16 protein-coding genes and 1 tRNA gene are annotated in these 22,064 nt (G+C 39.3%); 6 read left to right on the top strand and 11 right to left on the bottom strand.

What is annotated here, in order from left to right:
- Positions 1-1,218 carry an acetate kinase gene (locus CV014_RS01270; RefSeq protein ID WP_236140355.1) on the bottom strand — a complete coding sequence of 406 codons (1,218 nt, stop codon included), beginning with the start codon at positions 1,216-1,218 and terminating at the stop codon, positions 1-3.
- Between the two features lie 100 nt (positions 1,219-1,318).
- Here CV014_RS01270 and CV014_RS01265 point away from each other — a divergent pair, with 100 nt between their 5' ends.
- From CV014_RS01265 to ftsH3, 3 genes are all read left to right on the top strand, one after another.
- On the top strand, positions 1,319-1,687 hold the full coding sequence (locus CV014_RS01265) for a hypothetical protein (RefSeq protein ID WP_157943183.1): 369 nt from the start codon (positions 1,319-1,321) through the stop codon (positions 1,685-1,687).
- A gap of 185 nt (positions 1,688-1,872) precedes the next feature.
- The gene (locus tag CV014_RS01260) at positions 1,873-2,661 is read left to right on the top strand and encodes an aminotransferase class IV (protein WP_236140354.1); all 789 of its coding nucleotides are present in this window, start codon (positions 1,873-1,875) and stop codon (positions 2,659-2,661) included.
- A gap of 87 nt (positions 2,662-2,748) precedes the next feature.
- On the top strand, positions 2,749-4,590 hold the full coding sequence (gene ftsH3 / locus CV014_RS01255; RefSeq protein WP_103135874.1) for an ATP-dependent zinc metalloprotease FtsH3: 1,842 nt from the start codon (positions 2,749-2,751) through the stop codon (positions 4,588-4,590).
- 370 nt (positions 4,591-4,960) lie between these two features.
- Here the strand turns inward: ftsH3 and CV014_RS01250 are convergent, their stop codons facing one another.
- From CV014_RS01250 to CV014_RS01240, 3 genes are all read right to left on the bottom strand, one after another.
- A complete protein-coding gene (locus tag CV014_RS01250; protein ID WP_236140353.1) occupies positions 4,961-5,332 on the bottom strand; it encodes a hypothetical protein in 372 nt (123 codons plus the stop codon).
- Positions 5,333-5,402: 70 nt separating this feature from the next.
- Positions 5,403-6,974, bottom strand: a complete 1,572-nt coding sequence (locus CV014_RS01245; RefSeq protein WP_236140352.1) for a protein kinase domain-containing protein — start codon at positions 6,972-6,974, stop codon at positions 5,403-5,405.
- Between the two features lie 167 nt (positions 6,975-7,141).
- Positions 7,142-7,360, bottom strand: coding sequence for a hypothetical protein (locus CV014_RS01240; protein WP_236140351.1), 219 nt, complete (start codon positions 7,358-7,360; stop codon positions 7,142-7,144).
- A gap of 312 nt (positions 7,361-7,672) precedes the next feature.
- On the opposite strand from CV014_RS01240, the gene CV014_RS01235 reads away from it, so the two are divergent.
- The gene (locus CV014_RS01235) at positions 7,673-9,271 is read left to right on the top strand and encodes an Hsp70 family protein (protein ID WP_236140350.1); all 1,599 of its coding nucleotides are present in this window, start codon (positions 7,673-7,675) and stop codon (positions 9,269-9,271) included.
- Positions 9,272-9,566: 295 nt separating this feature from the next.
- Positions 9,567-9,638, top strand: a tRNA-Gln gene (locus CV014_RS01230).
- A 479-nt stretch (positions 9,639-10,117) separates the two neighbouring features.
- On the opposite strand, the gene CV014_RS01225 is transcribed toward CV014_RS01230, so the two are convergent.
- From CV014_RS01225 to nblS, 6 genes are all read right to left on the bottom strand, one after another.
- The gene (locus CV014_RS01225; RefSeq protein WP_236140349.1) at positions 10,118-10,339 is read right to left on the bottom strand and encodes a hypothetical protein; all 222 of its coding nucleotides are present in this window, start codon (positions 10,337-10,339) and stop codon (positions 10,118-10,120) included.
- A 440-nt stretch (positions 10,340-10,779) separates the two neighbouring features.
- Positions 10,780-11,247: a hypothetical protein gene (locus tag CV014_RS01220; RefSeq protein ID WP_236140348.1), complete on the bottom strand. Its 468-nt coding sequence runs from the start codon at positions 11,245-11,247 to the stop codon at positions 10,780-10,782.
- 458 nt (positions 11,248-11,705) lie between these two features.
- Positions 11,706-13,046 carry a hypothetical protein gene (locus tag CV014_RS01215; RefSeq protein ID WP_236140347.1) on the bottom strand — a complete coding sequence of 447 codons (1,341 nt, stop codon included), beginning with the start codon at positions 13,044-13,046 and terminating at the stop codon, positions 11,706-11,708.
- A 665-nt stretch (positions 13,047-13,711) separates the two neighbouring features.
- Positions 13,712-16,315, bottom strand: coding sequence for a dynamin family protein (locus CV014_RS01210; protein WP_236140346.1), 2,604 nt, complete (start codon positions 16,313-16,315; stop codon positions 13,712-13,714).
- 736 nt (positions 16,316-17,051) lie between these two features.
- Complete coding sequence (locus CV014_RS01205; protein WP_236140345.1) at positions 17,052-17,738, bottom strand: peptidoglycan-binding domain-containing protein; 687 nt, start codon at positions 17,736-17,738, stop codon at positions 17,052-17,054.
- Positions 17,739-18,216: 478 nt separating this feature from the next.
- The gene (gene nblS, locus CV014_RS01200) at positions 18,217-20,151 is read right to left on the bottom strand and encodes a two-component system sensor histidine kinase NblS (RefSeq protein ID WP_236140344.1); all 1,935 of its coding nucleotides are present in this window, start codon (positions 20,149-20,151) and stop codon (positions 18,217-18,219) included.
- Between the two features lie 72 nt (positions 20,152-20,223).
- Between nblS and CV014_RS01195 the strand changes: the two genes are divergently transcribed.
- Positions 20,224-20,370 (top strand): hypothetical protein, encoded by a 147-nt coding sequence (locus CV014_RS01195; protein WP_236140343.1) that lies wholly within the window; start codon positions 20,224-20,226, stop codon positions 20,368-20,370.
- A gap of 97 nt (positions 20,371-20,467) precedes the next feature.
- On the opposite strand, the gene purD is transcribed toward CV014_RS01195, so the two are convergent.
- Positions 20,468-21,751 (bottom strand): phosphoribosylamine--glycine ligase, encoded by a 1,284-nt coding sequence (gene purD / locus CV014_RS01190; RefSeq protein WP_236140342.1) that lies wholly within the window; start codon positions 21,749-21,751, stop codon positions 20,468-20,470.
- Positions 21,752-22,064: the final 313 nt, after the last annotated feature.

Raw genomic sequence — 22,064 nt, 5'->3', positions numbered from 1 at the left:
TCAGCGACTCTTGACTAACTCCCAACATTGTTGAGCGATCGCCCAATCTTCTTGAGTATGAATCACTAACACCCGCACGGTAGAATCAGGAGTGGCGATATCTGCATCTACAGGTTGATTTTGGTTTTTCTCAGAGTCGATTTTTAAACCCAAAAACCCAAAACCTTCACAAACCGCTTGACGAATTGCAGCAGAGTTTTCCCCGATGCCAGCAGTAAAAATTAAAACATCTAAACCCGCCAAACTCGCTAACATAGCACCTATTTCCGCCTTGAGGCGATGTACGTAAATATCCCATGCTAGTTGAGCGCGTTTATTACCTTGATTTATCGCTGCTATGACTGCGGGTAAATCGCTGGAAACACCGGATATTCCCCTTAATCCTGAAGCTTTGTTTAAAACATAATCTAGGCTTTCAGCAGAATTATCATGTCGTAGTAAGTAAATTAAAATACCTGGGTCTATAGAACCGCAACGGCTACCCATCATTAAACCATCTAGAGGCGTGAATCCCATAGTGGTGTCGATACTATGTCCATTAGCTACAGCCGCTAAAGAAGCACCATTACCGAGATGACAACTAATCATTCGTAAAGAGGCTAAATCTTGACCAAGGATTTGTGCTGCACGGTGAGAACAGTATTGATGACTGATTCCGTGGAAACCGTAGCGGCGGATACCTTGCTCTACCCATTCATAGGGGCCGGGATAAATAGCGGCTGCATCTGGTAGGGTGGCGTGGAAACTAGTATCAAATACTGCCACCTGGGTAACATTTCCTAAGTTTTTCTCGATGGCATCAATCCCTGCTAAAGCTGCTGGGTTGTGTGCTGGAGCTAGATTGCAGAGGTCAGCGATCGCCTTTTTTACTTCCTCCGTAATAATCACACTATGGCGGTAACTTTGACCGCCATGTACTACTCGATGTCCCACCACATCAATTTCTGATAAATCACCAATGACTTGAGTTTTACCACTAGTGAGAGTCTGGAGTAGATAAGCAAATTGTGTCTGTCGAGAATCTCCAGCAATAGTTTCACGCAGTTTTTCACCCGTGGACTTCTCCACAACAATTTCTGCTCCACCTTGGTCTTGAGTCCAGTTAATTTTCCCCTCCCAAAGTGGTTGGGGTGCTTCCTGGAGAGACGCATCATCAGGAATTTTATACAAACAACTTTTTTGGCTACTAGAACCAGCATTCAAAACTAGAACTTTCATTACTTTTTCAGATTTGAGGTTTGTGAAGTACGAACTATATGCTTTCCCAATTTCAAGTATTTATTAAACTTATTACCGACAGTCAGGGAGAAGCAAAGACGTGAACCGTTTCCAGAAGCTATCTTCAATTGCGTTACTAGTATTAGCTTTTATCTATCCACCTGCAATAGTTGAAGCCAAAGAAAATACTCAAAATCATGTTTTCACAGAACAGAGTGTTGATGCAGAACCAAATTTAGTTGAAGGTAAAAGCGAAGAACTTTTGCTAGCTCACCGACCAAGATATAGAAGACATTATTATCGCCGTCGCTACAGACATCACCATTATTATCGAAGATCCCGTCATAGAAGACATTACTATCGCCGTCGCTACCGTCACGGACACTATTACGGCTACTATCGACATGGACAATGGCATCGTGTCCGCGATCATCATGGTAGATACCTGTATGACTGGTCAAGGTATTAGAAAATACGAAAAATCAGGCAAAATTGATCATTAAGCAGTTAGTGTTTGATGATTTTTCGTAGAAGTTCACACAAGTTTGCCTGTAGGGGTAGTAGTTTGTGGCTGCTACCTCTTTGTATTGGTACTCACAAAATCAAAATTTAAAATTAAAATATTTAAAATTCTTCTAACTGCTTGCCTCCAGAATGTTTTGGTACAACGGTAGTTTAATTGACTCTCCCACTCTGCAATTAGATATTAATGATCCAGGGTTATTATATGGGGCAACGGTTTTTACAACTTTACGGGTGTACGAGAATTCACTCGCTAGTAGTTTAACGAACTGGCAAGCACATTGCGATCGCCTACTTTTCTCCCTGCAAGCTTTCAATTGGGAACAACCAGACTGGAAACGCCTGCGCCAAGGTGCAGAGGCGATGTTAACTCATTTTCCTGTTCTCCGAATGACTATTTTCCCTGATGGTCGAGAATGGATAATTGGGAGATATTTACCGGAAAATCTTTCAGCAAAACAACAGCATGGGGTAACTTGTGCTGTGGCTACTTCCCAGTGGTCTCGCAGTCTTCCTACCCATAAAACAGGTAATTACTTGGGTGCGTGGTTAGCTAAAACTACTGTCTCAACCCATGCCCAAGAAGCTATTCTGGTAGATAATACTGGCAATTGGCTAGAAACCAGCACAGGGAATCTTTGGGGATGGGGTAACGGGAATTGGTGGACACCGCCCTTAGAAGTGGGTATATTACCAGGAATTAGTCGCCAGCAATTGATGAAATGGTTAACCCAGCAGCAACAGGTAGTGAGAGAAGTAACCTGGACACCAGAATTCGTTCAAAGCTTAGAAGCGATCGCCTACACTAATAGTGTGGTGGAAATTCTCCCCATTCATACCGTTCATCAGCCCACGGGGTCGCTACAATATGATCCCTACCATCTATGCTTTCAGCAACTCAGGAGGCTATTCTTAGCATGACAGAACTATGATTTTGTTATACCTTAAGATAAGTTAACATAATTCTAATAATGCCCTACGCCCAAAAATACGGGAGGATCAACCTCAGTGAATAAAAGATGGAGAAATGCGGGGCTGTACGCGCTGCTATTTATTGTTGTAATTGCACTTGGCACAGCTTTCTTTGATAAAAGACCCGAAAGTCGGGAAACATGGCGATATAGCCAGTTTATTCAAGAAGTAGAAAAAGGCAGAGTAGAAAGAGTTAGCCTCAGTGCAGACCGTTCCACAGCCTTAGTTACACCCAAATACGACCCTAATAAAAAACTTGTTACTTTAGTCAACGACCCAGAGTTAATCAATACCCTCAGTTCCAAAGGCGTTGATATATCCGTTTTACCTCCCACCGACGAAGGTTTTTGGCTCAAGGCTTTAAGTAGCTTATTCCTTCCAGTATTACTGCTGGTTGGCTTATTCTTCTTACTGCGTCGCGCCCAAAATGGCCCCGGTAGCCAAGCCATGAACTTTGGTAAGTCCAAAGCGCGGGTACAAATGGAGCCACAAACGCAAGTCACCTTTGGTGATGTTGCTGGTATTGACCAAGCCAAATTAGAACTAAACGAAGTTGTAGACTTTTTGAAAAATGCCGATCGCTTTACCGCCGTCGGTGCCAAAATTCCTAAAGGTGTACTATTAGTTGGGCCTCCAGGTACAGGTAAAACCCTCCTCGCGCGCGCCGTCGCTGGGGAAGCTGGTGTACCTTTCTTCTCCATCTCCGGTTCTGAGTTTGTAGAAATGTTTGTGGGTGTGGGTGCTTCCCGTGTCCGCGACTTATTTGAACAAGCTAAAACCAATGCTCCCTGTATCGTCTTCATCGATGAAATTGACGCGGTAGGTCGTCAACGGGGTGCAGGTTTAGGTGGTGGTAACGATGAACGGGAACAAACCCTCAACCAGTTACTCACCGAAATGGATGGTTTTGAAGGTAACACCGGTATCATCATTATCGCTGCTACCAACCGTCCCGACGTATTAGACGCAGCTTTATTACGTCCTGGTCGTTTTGACCGTCAAGTTGTCGTAGACCGTCCCGACTACTCTGGACGTAGCGAAATCCTCAAAGTCCATGCCCGTGGCAAGACCTTAGCCAAAGACGTAGACTTAGATAAAATCGCCCGTCGTACCCCTGGCTTTACCGGTGCAGATTTATCCAACCTGCTCAACGAAGCCGCCATTCTAGCAGCAAGACGCAACTTAACCGAAATTTCGATGGATGAAATCAATGATGCCATCGATCGCGTCCTCGCAGGGCCAGAGAAGAAAGACCGCGTTATGAGCGAAAAGCGCAAAACCTTAGTAGCTTATCACGAAGCTGGTCACGCCTTAGTTGGTGCTTTAATGCCCGACTATGACCCAGTACAAAAAATCAGCATCATTCCCCGTGGTCGCGCCGGTGGTTTAACTTGGTTCACCCCCAGCGAAGACCGTATGGAAACTGGCTTATACAGCCGTGCTTATCTGGAAAATCAGATGGCTGTGGCTTTAGGTGGTCGGTTAGCAGAAGAAATTATCTTCGGTGAAGAAGAAGTCACCACAGGTGCTTCCAACGACTTACAACAAGTAGCGCGTGTAGCACGCCAAATGATTACCCGCTTCGGGATGAGTGATAAACTCGGCCCCGTCGCTCTTGGTCGTCAGCAAGGTAATATGTTCCTCGGTCGCGATATCATGTCTGAGCGTGATTTCTCCGAAGAAACTGCGGCTGCTATTGACGAAGAAGTGCGGAAATTAGTAGATACAGCCTACAGCCGCGCTAAAGAGGTGTTGGTAAGTAACCGCCACATCTTAGACCAAATCGCGCAAATGCTGATTGATAAAGAAACAGTAGATGCGGATGAACTGCAAGAAATTTTGGCGAATAATGATGTGAGAACTGCTGCATTCGCTTAATTTCTCTTACTTGTAAATATTAAAATAGGGTAACTCTAAATTTTTCAGAGTTACCCTATTTTTATGATGATTTCGGTGTTAAGGGACTTACAAAAATTAAATTATCCCGAATTGACTGTTAGTAGGGTGCGTCAGTGTGAGAAACCTTCGCTATACCTAGATATTCTTTGTACTGACGCACCCTACAAATGGAATATTTTTTGAGTTATAAGTCAATACGGTTCAGTTAAGGCTAAAATCTGGGGTTTGTGAAGTAAGGAAAAGTTTGTAGTAAGGACTTCAGTCCTTAGATGAGGACTAAAGTCCTCACTACAAACTATTTTCTTAACTGAACTGTATTGAGTTAGAAGTCCCTAACGTGTCATCCTGATCAATTTTCTTCTTGTATTTGTAAGAAAAATGCTTTTACTTCTTGGATATTGATATCCGCCCACAAACCTGAAATCACTTTTTTGTCATTCACATAGATGCTATTATTGGCAACAACAATTTGGTCGGGAGTGTAAGAATATACTTTTACTGTCATTCCCAATAGATTCCGCATCTGAATCTCATTTTGAGTAATCACAGCTACAGTGCGAGTTAACATTAATAAACTGACCAGTAAAAGTATTAAACCTGTAATTGTATTTAGCGAAAATCCCACTAATAATGATGTATACAGCATCAAAATACTACAAACTCCTATAAAAATAGGATATATTTTCTTATATTTGACCTCTAACTCCGATGGCTGATTCATATATTTTAAGAGACATTTAAAATCTGGGGACTGGCGGCTAGATAGGAATTAATTAAATTCACTTATTTAATTAACGCTTTTTGATCACTACAGTACCGGCTATTAAATCATGTAAGGCTTGCTTTTTCTGATGTAGACCGATAATAATAAACCCGATAAATAACCCTATGGTGGAGATAGTTTTCAACCAATAACGGAGGTTGGCCTTAAAAAACGAAATATCATTACCATTGAGGTCAGTAACAGTAATACCTAACAGCATTTTGCCTATAGTTGCTTGTTGTTTAGAAAATGTTTCTAGAACTGTGAAGTAAAGCCAGCAGAGGATCACTGCTAACAATGTAGGAATGATATCTGGCCCACCTTCAGGTGAATAAGTAGTTAAAATTGCTGTTAATAAAAATAAAACTCCTAACCCACCAAATGTGCCACCAATACTGGTAAAAAGACCACTAATACCAGCGTTGGTAGCAGCAGCATTGGTGCTGTAGGTATAGGCTGAATGTGAGAAATTGGGAAATGTAAATCCAAAAATGTAGCCTATGGAAGCTCCTAAAATAGACAGTATTAATAAATCAATGCAATAAGCGACAAAACGCCGCCAAAATCCGACATAGTTTAGAGAAACTGGTGTTTGAGAAATCGGTGTTTGATAAACTGGTGTTTGTTGATAATTATTCTGAGAGTTAACAGGAACTTGAGCTGGTTTCTGGGAAAATTTAGGGTTAGAAGTACGATAGGTATTTTCTAATTGCGTAACAATGTTTAAAAGTTCTGCTGTGTCTTTTGGTCGATTCCCAGGAAATGGGGATACCAAATAATCAATTAAATCTGCTAAACTTGGGGAGATTTCTGTGGTAACATCTCGCCAAAGTAACTGCCCGGTGCGAGAATCTTCATGGAAACAATCAGGACTTTTACCTGTTAATAAATAAACAAAAGTCCGTCCCAAAGCAAAAAAATCTGACTGGGGAACGGCTTTCCCGTTCATTTGTTCTTGTGGTGTATATCCTGTAGAAATAATTCCTGTAACTTGCTGTCCTGATACTTTGTGAATGAAGGTTTGTGTTACCTCTCTTGCTGTCCCGAAGTCAATTAATACTAACTGACCATCGGGTCTTAGCATGATATTAGCTGGTTTAATATCACGATGAAAATATTGTTGTTGATGAACTTGATGGAGAATTTCTGCTAGTTGTTTCAACCAACGAATAGCCGCCCGTTCGCCAATGGGTTGAAAGTTCCTCCGTGTGAGATATTCTTCTAAATTCATCCCCTCAATTTTTTCCATCACCAAGCAATGGAGGGGGTGTTGACTATTTCTGGGAAAATAAATGAAGTAGCCGTCTGATTCAACTTGGGGAATACCTGGATGCTGTAACTGTTTTAAAACGTTGGCTTCCTGCTGAAATAGCTCCACCGCTTTTGGATGGTTGTTATGTAGCACCTTCAAAATTTTTTGCTGGCCATGATCTTCTACTTCGTAGATAGTACCGAAGCCACTGGGTTTATTGGGGTCACTGAGTAGACGAACTGCACGATAACACCCTTCCAAGAGTAGTTCTGAACCACAACTCTGGCAAAATAGGGCATCGTGCTTGTTTTCTGGTTTGAGGCAATTGGGGTTAATACAGTAGCTCATTGATAGCTACGGAAATGGGTATTTTATACCAATATACAATTCCTGTGGGCGATCGCTGCTACCTACCAGATAAATTTTTACGAGTATTAGGGGTATAGGGGTGTAAGGGTGTAGGGGTTTAACAATACTCAAACCCCTGAAAACCTGCTGTCCTGCTTGAATTTTGATTAAACTCTAGATGTTGGTTTTAAAAATAACCAAGCCACAAAGAAAGTAGCGGCTGTAAATAATTGTGTCAAATCCAATGCAGATAGATAGCCATCGGCAAAGGAAGCGATACTGCGGTCAGTTATACCAAACACCCAAGAGGAAAGGCCAAACAGCCAAATACCATTCTTGAGATTACCTAGAAATTCCTGAGAGTCTGACCGTGGCTGGTCTTTCATGCGCCTTTGCTCCTTTGTTAGAAAAATCACTGATTTCTGAACAATGTTTGCTACCTTGAATTGCTGGAAACTCCTGACACTCGATTTATACCTATATTAATAAATATTTCACTGACTTGACAGCACTGCCAAAAGGTACATATCTAAATCTTGACATTCTGTCTCTAGTTCTGTTTACTTCACAGTGGTGAATTCCCCAACAAAAAGAAGTCGCAATTTCACATCTACGCTCATGGTGGCTTATGGGACAATAGTTTCAACCTTAAACACTCTCTGCGCCTTTGCGCCTTTGCGTGAGAAAATCATAAGACTATGGCGATCGCAATCGATTTTGGTACAAGTAACACAGTCATTGCCCGTTGGAATCCAGTCACCCAACAGCCCGAAACCCTGACGCTACCGGGTTTATCCATCCAACAAAGCCTCAACCCCCCACTAATTCCCAGCCTAGTATATGTAGAAGATGCCAAGCAAGGTAAAGTCATAGTAGGGCAACAAGTGCGCGATCGCGGTCTTGACCTCAAAAGCGACACCAGATTTTTCCGCAGCTTCAAACGCGGAATTGGTTCAGATATTCAAGGTTTCCTCCCAGAACTCGACGGACAAACCATCACCTTTGAACAGGTAGGACAATGGTTTCTCACCCAAGTTATTGAACAACTCGCACCCCAAGAAGGCGGGTTAGATTCCCTCGTTTTAACTGTTCCCGTAGATAGCTTTGAAGCCTATCGCTATTGGCTAGGTAAAGTATGCCTTGCCTTACCCGTCGAACAGGTGCGGATGCTAGACGAACCGACAGCCGCCGCTTTAGGCTATGGTTTAGGGGAAGCAGAAAATTTGTTAGTGATTGATTTTGGTGGCGGGACTTTAGATTTATCCTTAGTGCAGTTGAATAAAAGTAGCCAAACCAACACTAAGCCCGTAGGTTTTCTCCTCAAGTGGGGGAATAAATCCTTAGCAGAAGACTCCAAACAAAAAGTCAAAACCGCCCGTGTGTTAGCCAAAGCCGGGCAGAATTTAGGCGGTACAGATATTGATAATTGGATAGTAGATTATTTTGCCAAAAACCAAGGTTTAGCTGTTAGTCCCTTAACCATCAGACTAGCAGAGAAAGTCAAAATTCAACTATCTAGCCAGAACCAAGCCAGCGAAGTTTATTTTGATGATGAAAACTTTGAAAGTTACGAACTAGAATTAAACCGCGACACCTTAGAAAATATTCTCAAGGAACAAGCCTTTTTTGAGCAATTAGATGAGTCAATGACCAATCTATTACAGCAAGCGCGCCGCCAAGGCATTGAATTAGCGGATATTAACGCCGTGTTGTTAGTAGGTGGTACTGTACAATTACCAGCAGTGCAGACATGGGTAAGGCAATATTTCCCGTCCGAAAAGATTCGTTGTGAACGTCCCTTTGAAGCGATCGCCCAAGGTGCATTGCAACTATCCCAAGGGGTAGAAATCAAAGACTTTCTCTATCATAGTTATGGTGTGCGGTATTGGGATCGCCGTAACCAACGCCATAATTGGCATCCGATTATTAAAGCCGGACAAGCCTACCCCATGACTCAGCCAGTGGAATTATATTTGGGTGCTTCCTTGGAAAATCAGCCCAGTATTGAGTTAATTATTGGTGAACTCGGTGCGGAAACAGGCGGGACAGAAGTATATTTTGATGGCGATCGCTTAATTACCCGTCGCTTAGATAGCGGTGTTACCAGTGTTAAACCCTTAAATGATCAAGAAGGTGCCAGAAGCATCGCCCAACTTACACCCCCAGGTTTTCCGGGGAGCGATCGTATTAAAATTTTATTTCAGGTTGATCAGCAAAGGTTTTTACGCATCACCGTTGAGGATTTATTAACCAGTGAAAGCCTCTTAGAAAATCAACTCGTCGCCCAGTTGAGTTAAAAAACACCACAGTACATCTCCAGACATTAGTTTTTCACCCAGTTAGCCTACACTGGAGGCAGATTCCTTTGCAGGGATGTTTTTTCAATTCCTGCATAATTTATACCAAACTGGAGCAGGCAGTATTGTTACAAGATTCTGAAATCTGTTCTGAATCTAGACTTTTAATCCAAAATCTAAAATCCAAAATTAATATTAGCTCCTGATATTGATGCCATCATTTCTCAGAAAAATTCTCTTAAGACTACTTGACACAACCAAGGGATAACCTGCTATATTAATAAAGTCGAAACGTTGGGGCGTCGCCAAGTGGTAAGGCAGCGGGTTTTGGTCCCGCCATCCCTAGGTTCGAATCCTAGCGCCCCAGTTTAATTTAACTTCCTTAAGTTGGCTATCGTACCTGTTCTTCATCTAGATATAGGTTTGGAACTGAATAGAGTACAGACCAAGTTTAAATTAAACTAATGTAGATGTCTCCGATCAGATTAACTCAAAAACAATAGCTCCAGACCTACATATTTAGATATAAAAAATTAGCTAACTACCTACTTTTATAACTTTAATGCGTGTTCAGGTATTTTGCGCCAGACCAAAAAAATTAAGTTTGAAATAAACGCAAAGACAAAAAATAGCCTTGGTAGCTGTAGCTATATTCTACATAGCAAACCAAGACTCTAAGTAATGCTAAAGTATGGATACCAAATTGGGAGAGGTAGTATTTTTTGAACTTCTGGGATAATCTATCAATCTCGTCTTTCAATCCAACATCCACAATCCAAAATTGGTATGATTTACTTTAATTTAGCCATCTTTCTTTAGGTTCAATTAATGTTGATAAACTTATAGCTATGGAACTTGATCATTAACTATATTGGAGTTTCCGTATAAAGGAATACTTTGTTCTATTACTTTATTACGTATTTGCTGGAGACGTTTTTCCAATCCAGGTTTACTGTTAATATCTTGCCAATAAAGAAAATCCATAAAGTCTAACACTTGTTTTTGTTTATCTTGTGTAAGAGATACCCACTTTTTTAATAGTTCCTGTTCTGAAATCATCAGCCGCATCCACATTATTCTTGAATTATTGCACCTTGATAAAAATTCTGTCACAATTTTCACTCTATTATTCAGAGCTTACTTGTAACAGATTTTTGGGAACTAGAGTCATTATCAGGTATTTTACCTGAAATTGGGGATCATATTAACACTATTTATAGCCAGCTAAAATTACGTCAATTTTAGTGGCACTATAGAAATATAAATCAATTTTCTTGGTAATTTTTACTTGGACGATATTAGCAATTTTATGATTGCATAAAACTGCATAAAATTTATTTGACTATTATATTAATGTGAATTATAAAATTATAACTTTTGTATCTCAACGTATATAAAAATGTGCCGATTATCTGTTACTTAAAAAGCATTACCATCGCATTCTAATGGAATGATCATGAATAGGATTTTATGATAAACACCCAACAGTCTAGCAATTAAAATATTTTCTAAAAGCGACTTTTATCGTACTTATCTTTAGCAATTACTTTAGTCAAACTCTCAACTTTAGCTCTATGACATAGTGCAAGCCGTTTGCGACAATAGCCAGATTGAGATATGCGTAATTTTCTGGCGGTTGTTAATTTAGGTTTCACAAATCTTGAAGCATCTGTAACTGTATGATGGTTATCACTAGTAGGACTGTGATTTGTGGAAACCGCATACATATTTTTAGTTGTTTCTTCTGATACTTGCAGTTCAACTTGATGCTTAGTTACATCGAAGCTTTTTGGTAAAGATTTTTGGTGTGGTGATTGCTGAGTTCTATGAACTGCTGCACCTAAGCCAAACATTCCTGCGCCGATCGCAAGCATAGTGTATCTGCCAAGGTATTGAACTGCCAAGTATCCACAACTTACCGCAGCGACTGTTAAAATAATACCTGCACAGGTATTTTTCCATATATATTTTTTCATGCGGCCTCCCCAAAACTTTGCGGATACATTGTTGGCTAACTCTGTTCAGAAATATTTTCTGCATTAATGGACATATAGATAACTTTCAACTCAATCATCTAAACTTTTATCAAGTATTGTGAAAATTGGTTGAGATTACTTTAGTTTATTACATACCACGAACAAAATTTCGCCAGCCTCTTTTATCCTACGATCTAATTCAGCCTCTGCACTAAAACCATTATCTACTTCCCCCCCGTTTTAGTGTTGAAAAGTAACTTTTCTCAATGAATCAACTCTCAAATAAAATGCTATTATTGCATGATTAATTTCCCTCACTGATTTAGTTAATTGTTAAGGTCTAATTTAGAGATTGAGGTAGTAGTAATAAAGCTTATTTTGCCACCTTTAATAGTCAAAAAATTGATTCATAACTATCTACCTCACTAACTTGCAAACTCTTCTAATTGCTTAGAAAATTATGCTATAATTGTCTCTAATGTTTCTTCTGTGTTTGTCTCATCTCTCACCTTGAAATAATAGTAAAGATTGGCAACAGTTAGATGAGATGCTTGTTGCAAATTTTTAGGAACTAATATTTTGTGACCTGTAACATGGGCTTGTTGGTTAATATAAACCTCATATTCTTGGCGTAAAACAGGCTTGAACATAAATATCAGTTGATCAAGCAAAGAATAAAAATGAGACTTTTCTGCTAAATCTTCATAGGCTATTTGTTCGGGGGGCAATGATTTATCAGTTGCAGATTGATTACTATTCCAGCATTCTGTAAACTCTGAACTGTTACTATTATTGCTAGCTAAAAGTTCCAATTCTTTAGCTGTCAATGAACGTATCCAATCAATTCGCGCCTGCCATATCTCCAAAATTGCTAAATCGTGTTTACAAATGCGACTTATTTCGGGAAAGAGAAAATTAAGCTCGTCGTATGATTCACAATTACTAATTACTGTACAGGTATGTTCTTTGATTTGATCCCGTAGATGAGACAGGCGATCGCTCACAGCTACCATCTCATTTTGCAATTGATATGTGATGACAATTGCTTGTTCAACTGCCCAAGCACATTCAAGTCTGCGGAGTTGACCTGGTGCAGAAGTTTGCTCTAATAGCTGAGGACTCATATAATAAGCTAAGACCTCAAGCAAAATTTCTCTAGCACTATCGATTTCAGCGTTTCTCTGATGACTATCTCGTAATTTTAATGCTGAGTGTAAAAGATTAAGTGCCTTGAGTAATAGTGTATATGCCTTTACTAGAACTAGACGATGCTTGTCAAATTCAATATTTTCGGCTACTTCTTTGACAATTTGCCGAACTTCTATTCCTTGATATTTGAAAGCTTGTTGCAAATCAATCAATCCGTCTTTAACTTCTAGTCGCACTTGCTCAACTTCTTGCTTGAGTTTAAGTATATGTTGCAAATTGACTGCTTCTAATGCCACATTTGATGTCTTACTCAACTCAATCATCGCTGTAGTTGTTTGCAAAACTTCTACATTTATTCGCAGTGACTGTAAACCAGTTTGTAAAAGAATATTCTGCTGATTTCTTGCATAGAAAGCTTGATGCTTTTGTACGATGTTTGCCCCTAAAATTGCTCCTGTCATGAGTAATTGAATTGGTACCGTCAATGGAGATAAGGGACAACTATCCACTAAAGCACCAATAGCAGGGGCAAACAAGCCTTCATCTGCGGTGTCACGTACTATGCCAATGGAAATTCCATTACTAAGTATTTCTACGTATTTACCAGCTTCAAGACTAGCTTTAATAGATGGTGTAAATTCAAACAGCATACTTTACTCTGTAAAAAGGTAGATATTGCACCTAAACGGACGAACCCTGAAGAAGCAAGCAGTATAAAACTACGACAATAGATTCATAAAATAGTCATTCAGCCAAATAAATACCTCCGTATTACTACTAGATTAACGTCATTTCTACTTAATATATAGAGGCTTCTGCCAATTTAATTTGAAATTATGTTTAATCTCAATTCACAATGAACTAACATTAGCTACATTGCTACAACCTTCCGAGAAGAGCGCAATTCGTAATTTTCTCTGCTTAAAGTCCAAAAAACTATTATTAAACGTAGATTTAGCTTGCTTTCCGTAGAATAATCAGATAAATTTGCACCTCAACAGACGAGAAACCGCTATATGTTTCAAGATTTTAGTAAATTGGTATTCAATGAGATGAAATGTGTTTTAAGAAATAGCGATAAGAATACTTATTCGTACTTAAAAATTAGCCGTTGTTTTGTATGTTTGTACAATTATTAAAATTCACTAAAATATGTAACAATAAGTATATGACTAGAAAACATGACAATTCTATGCACATAAAGTTGTCAGACTAGACAGTGCCATACTGAGGACATACTGAGGACTCAGTACATATTTTATTTCTGATTTCTTGTTACCTGTCTTTCTGTAACACTCCAGGGAAGCAACGCCAGTTAATCGTATTCTCTCTTAATAATTACTTTATTAATTACTTCTGAATTCCAAGTCGCAATATCTGTGCTGATTTTGTTGCTGATCTCCTCAAGTTCTTGACACTTGTTCATAATCCAAGATTTAGTGGCATAATGTTGTTCTAGCATTTCTTGATGCGATCGCTCTTGCTGTTCCAAAATTTTTTCATACACAGATATAGCTCCTTCAATCACTCGACTTACTGCTTCGACTTTAGTATCAAAAAATCTTTCAATATTTTCCTGTAGTTTTTCATATATCTTATCAATTGACTCATCAAACTTTTGAAATCCTATTTCTAAAACAGATGTTTTAATTTGACTATGCAATCTATCGCTGTCTAACATCCTAGAGCCAAAAGAACTGGCAATTACCGAAGTGATATTAGCTAAAGCAAATGGGATAAATCCAATTCCTGTAAATACTAGTACCTCTTCTTTTAATGCAGCACTGAAATCAATACTATCTAACTCAATTAATTGATCAGTAATATCATTAATAGAAAGTTTTAATTCTTCACTGAATGTGGTGTTACTTCTAATGTCTAATAAATTAAATTCTGATTGAATGGCTTCTAACTCATACTTGATGTTGATATTGAGGTTTTGTAAGTTCTCTTTGAGAACTACATTTTTCAGATGAGTATTCACCCATTCATCAACTTCATTCGATAAATCTCTGACAAAACACTGAATATAGTCACGAATTAACTTATCTTGATTCCAGAGCAGTCTATGTTCAGAATGCCAATGCTCACTTCTAAATACCATGCGTTCATCTAAACCCTCATACCACTCATTCCAAGAAACACTAGCTTTTTCCAGTGCTTGTTCTATGAGTTGAATTGTTAACAAACATATTTTGACATCCCGTCCACTAAACTCTCCAATTCTTTCTAGAATTTTATGTTTTTCATCTTCTACAATATTAATTTCCGACTCTAGATCATCTTTAAAGTGCAGGAGATGATCAGTGATTTCTTGAATGATTTTATTGAGTTTATCAGACAATTGATAAAGTTTTAGCCCTCCCCTCTCCAGCATTAAGAATCTTTCAATGGATTTAATAAAAATGTCAAAATTTTCTTGATATTCGTCTTCAGTGTTATTCAAAATTGCATTGAGTGCGGTTTGGGCTGAAAGGAAGTGAACACGGTTTTTTCCTGTAATTATGGGGTTATCACCTTCAACTAAATTCAAAATCCTCTTTTGAATCTGCTCACGACCTTTTTCTGTACGCACTAAATCCATAAAATTACCTACAATGAATAAGTTACTTGCAGGTTCTTTATCTTTACCCCCGTTGAGTTTGATTCGCAATTGATTCAACAACTCACGCTCACCTTGCGTTAGCGATCGCGAAGCATTAGTCACAAAAATAGCAGCATCAATATCGTGAAGTAACTTCTGAGTAATGGCTGTAAGTTCAGGATTTTCGTTCAAACCTGGTGAATCAATGATTTCTACACCACTATTACATAATGTCAAATTGGGATGTTCAACAATGATATCCTCAATAGTAGATTGTATTAATTCTTCGTTGAGCGAACCAATTGCAGCCTCTTCAGAAATACTGGCTTGCTGTCTATACTCCTCAAATGGTATTTCTTCTTCTCTTCCGTCTTTATAACGACAGACTACCCGTTTTCTCTCCCCGTACTTTAAGACAACTACTGTACCACTACAGGGAATCTCTCGCATCGGTTGAATTTCCTCACCCAATAAAGCATTGAGTAAAGTTGATTTTCCTTGGCTAAATTCACCAACAACTGCTAGTCTAAATTTGTGTGATCTAACTCTTTCTAAGACTTCCCTAGCTTTATCAACTAATTTATCTGAGTCATTAGATAAAAACCCCCGTTGATTACAAGTTTGAATTATCTGCAAAACTTGATGACAATAATTCTCTAAATGTTTACTAAATTCTTGGAAATTCTTCAAACCCTCATAATAGACATAAACACGAGGGTTACTTATTTGTGTGTGAGCATCGGCAGATAAATTGATTAAATCTTCAGAGGGTAATTGCAGAGATACTATAGGATTTAATGCTTGAAAATGTGATGGATTAAGTAAATCATCTACTTCATTTAAAACCTCTATATCAAAATTATCTGGTGGTTTAAATGCTGATGCTAACACTGCCAAATGTTGTGGTTTAACATCTAAATATTGAGCTACAATTTCCAAGTATCTCTGCTCACGCAACCCCATTCTGCCATTAATTGTAGACATTTCATAGCCAAAGCCAATTAACAATAATCTTTCTGCTTTTGATAGGGGATGAGTGATAGCTAATAATTCGTTAAACTTACGATAAAGCTGATATTTTCTAATTCCTTTAATCATTAAATGGGTTAATTTACGGATGTCACTTTCTGGTGTGCTAAAGCGATATAATAGCTCAACTAATCTTTGTTTTTCTTTCTCGGTAACAGAACCATCAATCAGGATTACTCCTAACAAGACAACAATCAAATTAGCTAAAAATAAAACTGGAGGAGTAACATCTTTTTGTGTCATTTTTTGTCCAGTAATATTTGACAAAAAATTAACCACCTGATTCCCAATCAATGATGTATCCATAAATAATTGTCAGCCACTACATTTATTGAATATTGTTTTCAATTTTAAGCTTAATAGCAGAAGAATTATCGCATAAAATGGGAGTTATTCTTCATAGCTATCTACTCATCATCGATTATTCTTTTTTGATGTGTTTTCTATGTTTAATTAAGTATGGTTTCATGTTTATAAAGTCAGTTTTATTTTTCGCAAGTATGACAACATCTAAATTTATAATACAGAAAATGACGGCTTAATACTTTTTTAAGGTCAAGTAATAGCACCATATAATAGTTAAATATAGATTTTTCTTATGTTAATTATCAACAAAACTTACTGTATTTCAGATGCAGACCAACGAAAAATCTCTTACTAATTTCGTTCGTTGCACATACTAGGTTAATATTTATTTTTCACTAACAAGAATATTAAGTAAGAATTCTTACCTAAAAAACTTGTGTGATCACAATATAGGAATACTAAAGAAGAGTATATCTACGTAGTGCTGAGAATGTAGCGATTTTCTGTAGAATTGGCAAGAGGGGTATGACCCCTCATTGAATTTCTGCACCCTCAAATGTTCTCTTCTTAAAACTTGCGTCCATAATGATATAGGTTTATGCACCTTGATTGTTGCGACAAAATCATATTTCAGATTATCTTGGCACTAGTCACAGACTGGAAAGTAGTGTAGTTAAAGTTTGACGTTTGAGTATAGTTAGTCAGCAGAGGTAATTTTCCCATGTAGTATATTGGCTCATTGGCTGTACATGGACAGATATTGCCAAGTTTTAGACCCTACTATGCCATCAACCTTTAAATTATGTTTTGCTTGAAAAGCTTTAACAGCACTCTCTGTTAATGCACCAAAATTGCCATCTACTCCCACATAATAGCCGTTAGCCATTAATAGGCGTTGTAATACTTTCACAGCTACACCCGAATGTCTAAAACGTAAATTAGGTAATGGGTAACGGCTGAAGCTTGCAGAATTGACAAAAGCCAGGTCATCTCCTCTGTTTTGCTGATTTGTTAACTTTCGTCTATTGAGTAAACTGGCTTTCGGCAATTTGTTGGGAATAAGTTTATCTCTGCGCTGTTGAACTATTAAGCTTTTGTTAGCAGGAACATTATCTTTGAGAGATTTAACGGCAGAGGATTTGGTGATTTGATTCAAGTTTTTGGGAAGTCTTTGCTTAACTCTGGTTAAGCGACTTTTTTGAGGTTTAGGCTTATGTGCTAATGAATTCCTTGGGACATGGCTACTGGGTGACACATATCTAGGCGCAATAGCTTGCGCTTGTGCAGTTAGTTGAAACGGTGGATTTGGTATCACTTCCTGCATATTTTGTTCCGACTGAATTATAGGCGGATTGATTACTTGAGCAGCCGATGGTTGCTTAGTCATTAATACGCCTGTCATCAGCATTGCAATATCACTCATTTTACTGATTACCTAAAGGTTGGCTATGAAGAAAAACACGAATTATACAAAATTACAAAAGCAATATATCTAGACATTCGATGCTAAATAGCTAATGCTTAAGTAATAGAGACATTATATGCGTAATTTTATGAGTGTAAATTAATTCACGATTTTATGGGTTGCAATTAAATATTTAAGTAAATCGGTGACAATAAATGCAACTATATTAACTAATGTAAAGTTAATTAAATCTATTTCGTAATTGCTTTATTGCCTTTCTTACCCTAGTGAAGTGCAAACCACAATAGCTAATACCAATTCGCAATGGACTTCTCTTCTTTACGAGAGGCTGCGCCAACGAGACGCTAACTGGTATAAATACAGATGTAGCTTGCTTCACAGTAGGAGTACCCGCAGGGTAAACAGATAAACGCGGATAAATCTGCACCTCAACAGACTAGGAAAAGCCATAAAGCTGACTAATACTTACTATTGATTAGCTAACATTCGTAGGCTCAACTTCTGGCTTTGGTGTTTCTACTTCAAAGAGAGTTAAATCAAACCAAAAAGTAGTACCCACACCAACTTCACTGACTAAATTTACTTTACTGCGGTGTCTTTCGATGATATTTCTCACAATGGAAAGACCCAAGCCGGTACCTTCTAAGGTGTGAACGCGGTTTTCCACACGGAAGAAACGGTCAAAAATAGCCTGTTGGTCTTCTGGGGCGATACCAATACCTGTATCAGATACTTCTACACGCACTTGGGGGGGTTGATTGGGTAGCAAAGCATAGGTATCTAATTGATAGGCATGAATAGTAACTTTACCGCCGGCAGGGGTAAACTTGAGTGCGTTGCCCACCAAATTAGCTAAAACTTGTAGTAATAAATCATAATTGCCCGTAACTAGGGGCAATTGGGGAGTCACTTCTTGTGATATTTCAATTCCTTTGTCTTTGGCGTTGAGTTGGTATGTCCGCAGAGTTTGTTCGATCGCTTGGGCTAAGTCTACACCATAGAAGTTATAAGTCTTACCAGATTCTAGCTTTGATAAATCCAAAACATCATTAACTAAGCGAGTTAAGCGATCGGTTTCATGGTTAACTGTTTGCAGGAATTCCCGTTTTTCTTCTGCACTTAAATCTTCACCGTAATCATGTAGAGTTTCAATAAAAGATTTGATATTAAATAAGGGCGTTCGCAGTTCGTGGGAAACGTTGCTAATAAATTGGCTTTTAGCTTCATTGAGTTCTACTTCACGGGTGATATCCTGCACAGTAATTGCAATACCTTTAATACTCTCCCGTTGCAAATTGAGAACCGTAGTTAGGAGAATGCGGATAGTGCGCTTAATGGGTTGATTTAAAGCCAAACGAAACTCCGCACTTTCACATTCACCTGTGGCCATTTGGTATAAAGGCTTAGTGATTTCCATTTGCACTGTTGGGGGCAAATGATGTAAGACATTATTGCCTACAACATCCTCGCTACCTTCCCAACCAAAGATACGACGTGCTGTGGGGTTGACTAAAATCACCTGCATATTATTGTCAATTAAGACAGCACCATCGGCGATAGTAGAGACGAGGGTTTCCAGTTTGGCTTTTTCGGCTGTTAGTTCCTCAATATTTTGTTCTTCGTAGCGTTCTAGCCGTTCCGCCATTTCATTAAAGTTAAAAATTAGCTCCCCTAATTCACCACCCAAAGGTAAATCAATGCGTTGTTTAAAGTTACCGGCGGCAATTTGTTTTACCCCCACCAATAGTTCTTTAATGGGTTTAGTGATAGTTAAAGCGTTGATCACTCCAGCTAAAATTACCATTACCCAAATCGTGATAAACACGGCAATGGTCACATCGCGGGTGAAATTAGTAGAGATAACGGCTATTTGATTGGGGTTGATACCAATTGCTAATACACCGTAATATTTTTTATTAACAATTAGCGGGATAAAGACATCGGTCACAACTCCGTCAGGAGTCATGTGTTGCCGCACCATTGGCTTATCGCTTTCCTCTGGGTAATCTTCTGGTAGTTCAATACGCCTTTCAATAGTTAGCGAATTTTCTACTTCAGGTTCCCAAAAGGGAATCCCAAAGTAAATCTTGCCAGTTTCATCCGCGTAGAGCATATAGCGGATGCTAGAGGTACTGCTATAGAAGCGTTGAGAAAATTTAGCCACCTCTGTGAGATTATGGTCAGCTACTAAAGGAGTGATGTTAGCAGCTAGTAGCAGTCCCAAATCCCGTCCAAAGCGGGTATCATTCATGCGAGCATCTTGCTGAATGGTATTTACCGCCCAGAAAGTGAGACCACTCATGACCAAAGAGACTACCAAAGTAGCCACAGCCAAAAGTTTAGTTTGAAGTGTGAACTCTGACCACCAATTGGCGATCGCTTCTCGGATTGTTTTTAACAGCGACAGCATTGCAAATAAAGTTGTTAGTAGTTTCGGTTATCAACCCCAACAACTAAAAAATTAACAGTTTATTCGACAAATATGCTAATTCGGGGATTGGGGACTGGGGATTGGGGACTGGGGATTGGGCATTGGGCATTGGGCATTGGGCATTGGGCATTGGGCATTGGGCATTGGGGACAAGGTAGACAAGGTAGAATTGATTTCCTAACTCTCAGCATTGGCTAAACACCGCGCTACCACTAAAAAAACTCATTACTCATTACTCAGCACTCATTACTCATTACTCATTACTCATTACTCATTACTCAGCACTCATTACTCATTACTCACCACTCACCACTCTATGACCAATATCTCTACGGTAATACATTCCGTCAAATTTAATTGATTCTAGACCTTCGTAGGCTTTGGCTAGGGCTTGCTGGAAGTTTTCGCCTGTAGCTGTCACGTTTAAGACTCGGCCGCCATCTGTGACGATTTGTTGTTGTTCGTTTAATTTTGTGCCGGCGTGAAAGACTGTGGCTGCTTTGGTTTCGGCTTCTGCAATTCCGGTTATGACTTTGCCTTTTTCATAGTCCCCTGGATAACCGCCGGAAGCGGCTACTACTGTGGCAGATGTGCCTTCATACCATGCTAAGGGGGGTAATTCGCTCAAACGTTGCTCGACGCAAGCTAAAATCAACTCTTCTAAGGGTGTGGCTAAGAGTGGCAGGATGACTTGGGTTTCAGGATCACCAAAGCGACAGTTAAATTCTAGAACCTTAAAGTTGCCATCGGGTGAAATCATCAAGCCGGCGTAGAGAATACCACGATAATCGATACCTTGGGATTTTAAAGCCGCGATCGCTTTTTCTAAAACTTCCGTTTGCACCCTAGCCATAATTTCTGGCGTAGCAATGGGTGCTGGGGCATACGCGCCCATGCCACCTGTATTTTCGCCTGTATCCCCCTCACCGATGCGTTTGTGGTCTTGGGCGGGCAATAAGGGGCGAATGGTGATGCCATCTGTCACGGCTAACACTGAAACTTCCTGCCCAATTAAACATTCTTCAATAACGATAAATTCCCCAGCACTGCCAAACTGCCCTTGAAAGATAGTGTCAATGGCGTTTTCTGCTTCTTCTACTGTAGTAGCAACAATTACACCCTTCCCGGCTGCCAAACCATCGGCTTTGACGACTATTGGCGCACCCTGGGCTTGGACGTAAGATTTAGCGGCTGTTGCCTCAGTAAATACCGCAGCCTTAGCAGTAGGAATGCCTGCTGCTTGCATCAGAGCTTTTGCCCAAGCTTTACTTGCTTCAATTTTGGCACCAGTTCTGGTAGGGCCAAATACCTTTAATCCTTTTGCTTGTAAGTAGTCAGTAATACCTTTAGCTAAGGGTACTTCCGGCCCTACCACCACCAGCGAAATCCCATTATCTAGGGCGTATTTACTGATACCCTCAAAATCATCCACTGCCAAGGGGATATTTTGACAACGTGCCATAGTGGCTGTACCACCATTACCTGGTACACATACTACCTGATCAACTTGGGGCGATCGCAACAATTTCCAAGCCAGCGCGTGTTCGCGTCCGCCATTCCCTACAACTAAAACTTTCACTGATTTCCTCTTGCGTCCCTTGAGAGTAAGAATGCCTGATGGCTGCGGATCAATTTTTCACCAATTCTTACTTTGATGCAAGTACCTTGTTAGGGGTGTAGGGGTATGAGGGTATGAGGGTGTAGGGGTATGAGGGTATGGGGGTGTGGGGGTATGAGAGAAAAACGAATAGAAATTATTATATTTTTTAAACCCCTACACCCTTAAACCCCTACACCCCTAAAAATAAAATTCCTATTCCTAAATAATGGCTATTCCAGGATTATCGAGATTAACCTATAAGTATTCTGAGTAAAAAATAACAATACAACAT

It is taken from the genome of Nostoc sp. CMAA1605 (assembly GCF_021596505.1).
Classification (GTDB): domain Bacteria; phylum Cyanobacteriota; class Cyanobacteriia; order Cyanobacteriales; family Nostocaceae; genus Trichormus.
Note: the sequence above shows the minus strand (reverse complement) of the source record. Positions and strands in the feature narration are given on the sequence as shown.

Bases quoted from the DNA above. Each gene is read 5' to 3' on its own strand.
- CV014_RS01270 (WP_236140355.1), bottom strand. From the start codon at position 1,218: ATGAAAGTTCTAGTTTTGAATGCTGGTTCTAGTAGCCAAAAAAGTTGT.
- CV014_RS01260 (WP_236140354.1), top strand. From the start codon at position 1,873: ATGTTTTGGTACAACGGTAGTTTAATTGACTCTCCCACTCTGCAATTA.
- CV014_RS01250 (WP_236140353.1), bottom strand. From the start codon at position 5,332: ATGAATCAGCCATCGGAGTTAGAGGTCAAATATAAGAAAATATATCCT.
- CV014_RS01245 (WP_236140352.1), bottom strand. From the start codon at position 6,974: ATGAGCTACTGTATTAACCCCAATTGCCTCAAACCAGAAAACAAGCAC.
- CV014_RS01240 (WP_236140351.1), bottom strand. From the start codon at position 7,360: ATGAAAGACCAGCCACGGTCAGACTCTCAGGAATTTCTAGGTAATCTC.
- CV014_RS01235 (WP_236140350.1), top strand. From the start codon at position 7,673: ATGGCGATCGCAATCGATTTTGGTACAAGTAACACAGTCATTGCCCGT.
- CV014_RS01225 (WP_236140349.1), bottom strand. From the start codon at position 10,339: ATGCGGCTGATGATTTCAGAACAGGAACTATTAAAAAAGTGGGTATCT.
- CV014_RS01220 (WP_236140348.1), bottom strand. From the start codon at position 11,247: ATGAAAAAATATATATGGAAAAATACCTGTGCAGGTATTATTTTAACA.
- CV014_RS01215 (WP_236140347.1), bottom strand. From the start codon at position 13,046: ATGCTGTTTGAATTTACACCATCTATTAAAGCTAGTCTTGAAGCTGGT.
- CV014_RS01210 (WP_236140346.1), bottom strand. From the start codon at position 16,315: ATGGATACATCATTGATTGGGAATCAGGTGGTTAATTTTTTGTCAAAT.
- CV014_RS01205 (WP_236140345.1), bottom strand. From the start codon at position 17,738: ATGAGTGATATTGCAATGCTGATGACAGGCGTATTAATGACTAAGCAA.
- nblS (WP_236140344.1), bottom strand. From the start codon at position 20,151: ATGCTGTCGCTGTTAAAAACAATCCGAGAAGCGATCGCCAATTGGTGG.
- CV014_RS01195 (WP_236140343.1), top strand. From the start codon at position 20,224: ATGCTAATTCGGGGATTGGGGACTGGGGATTGGGGACTGGGGATTGGG.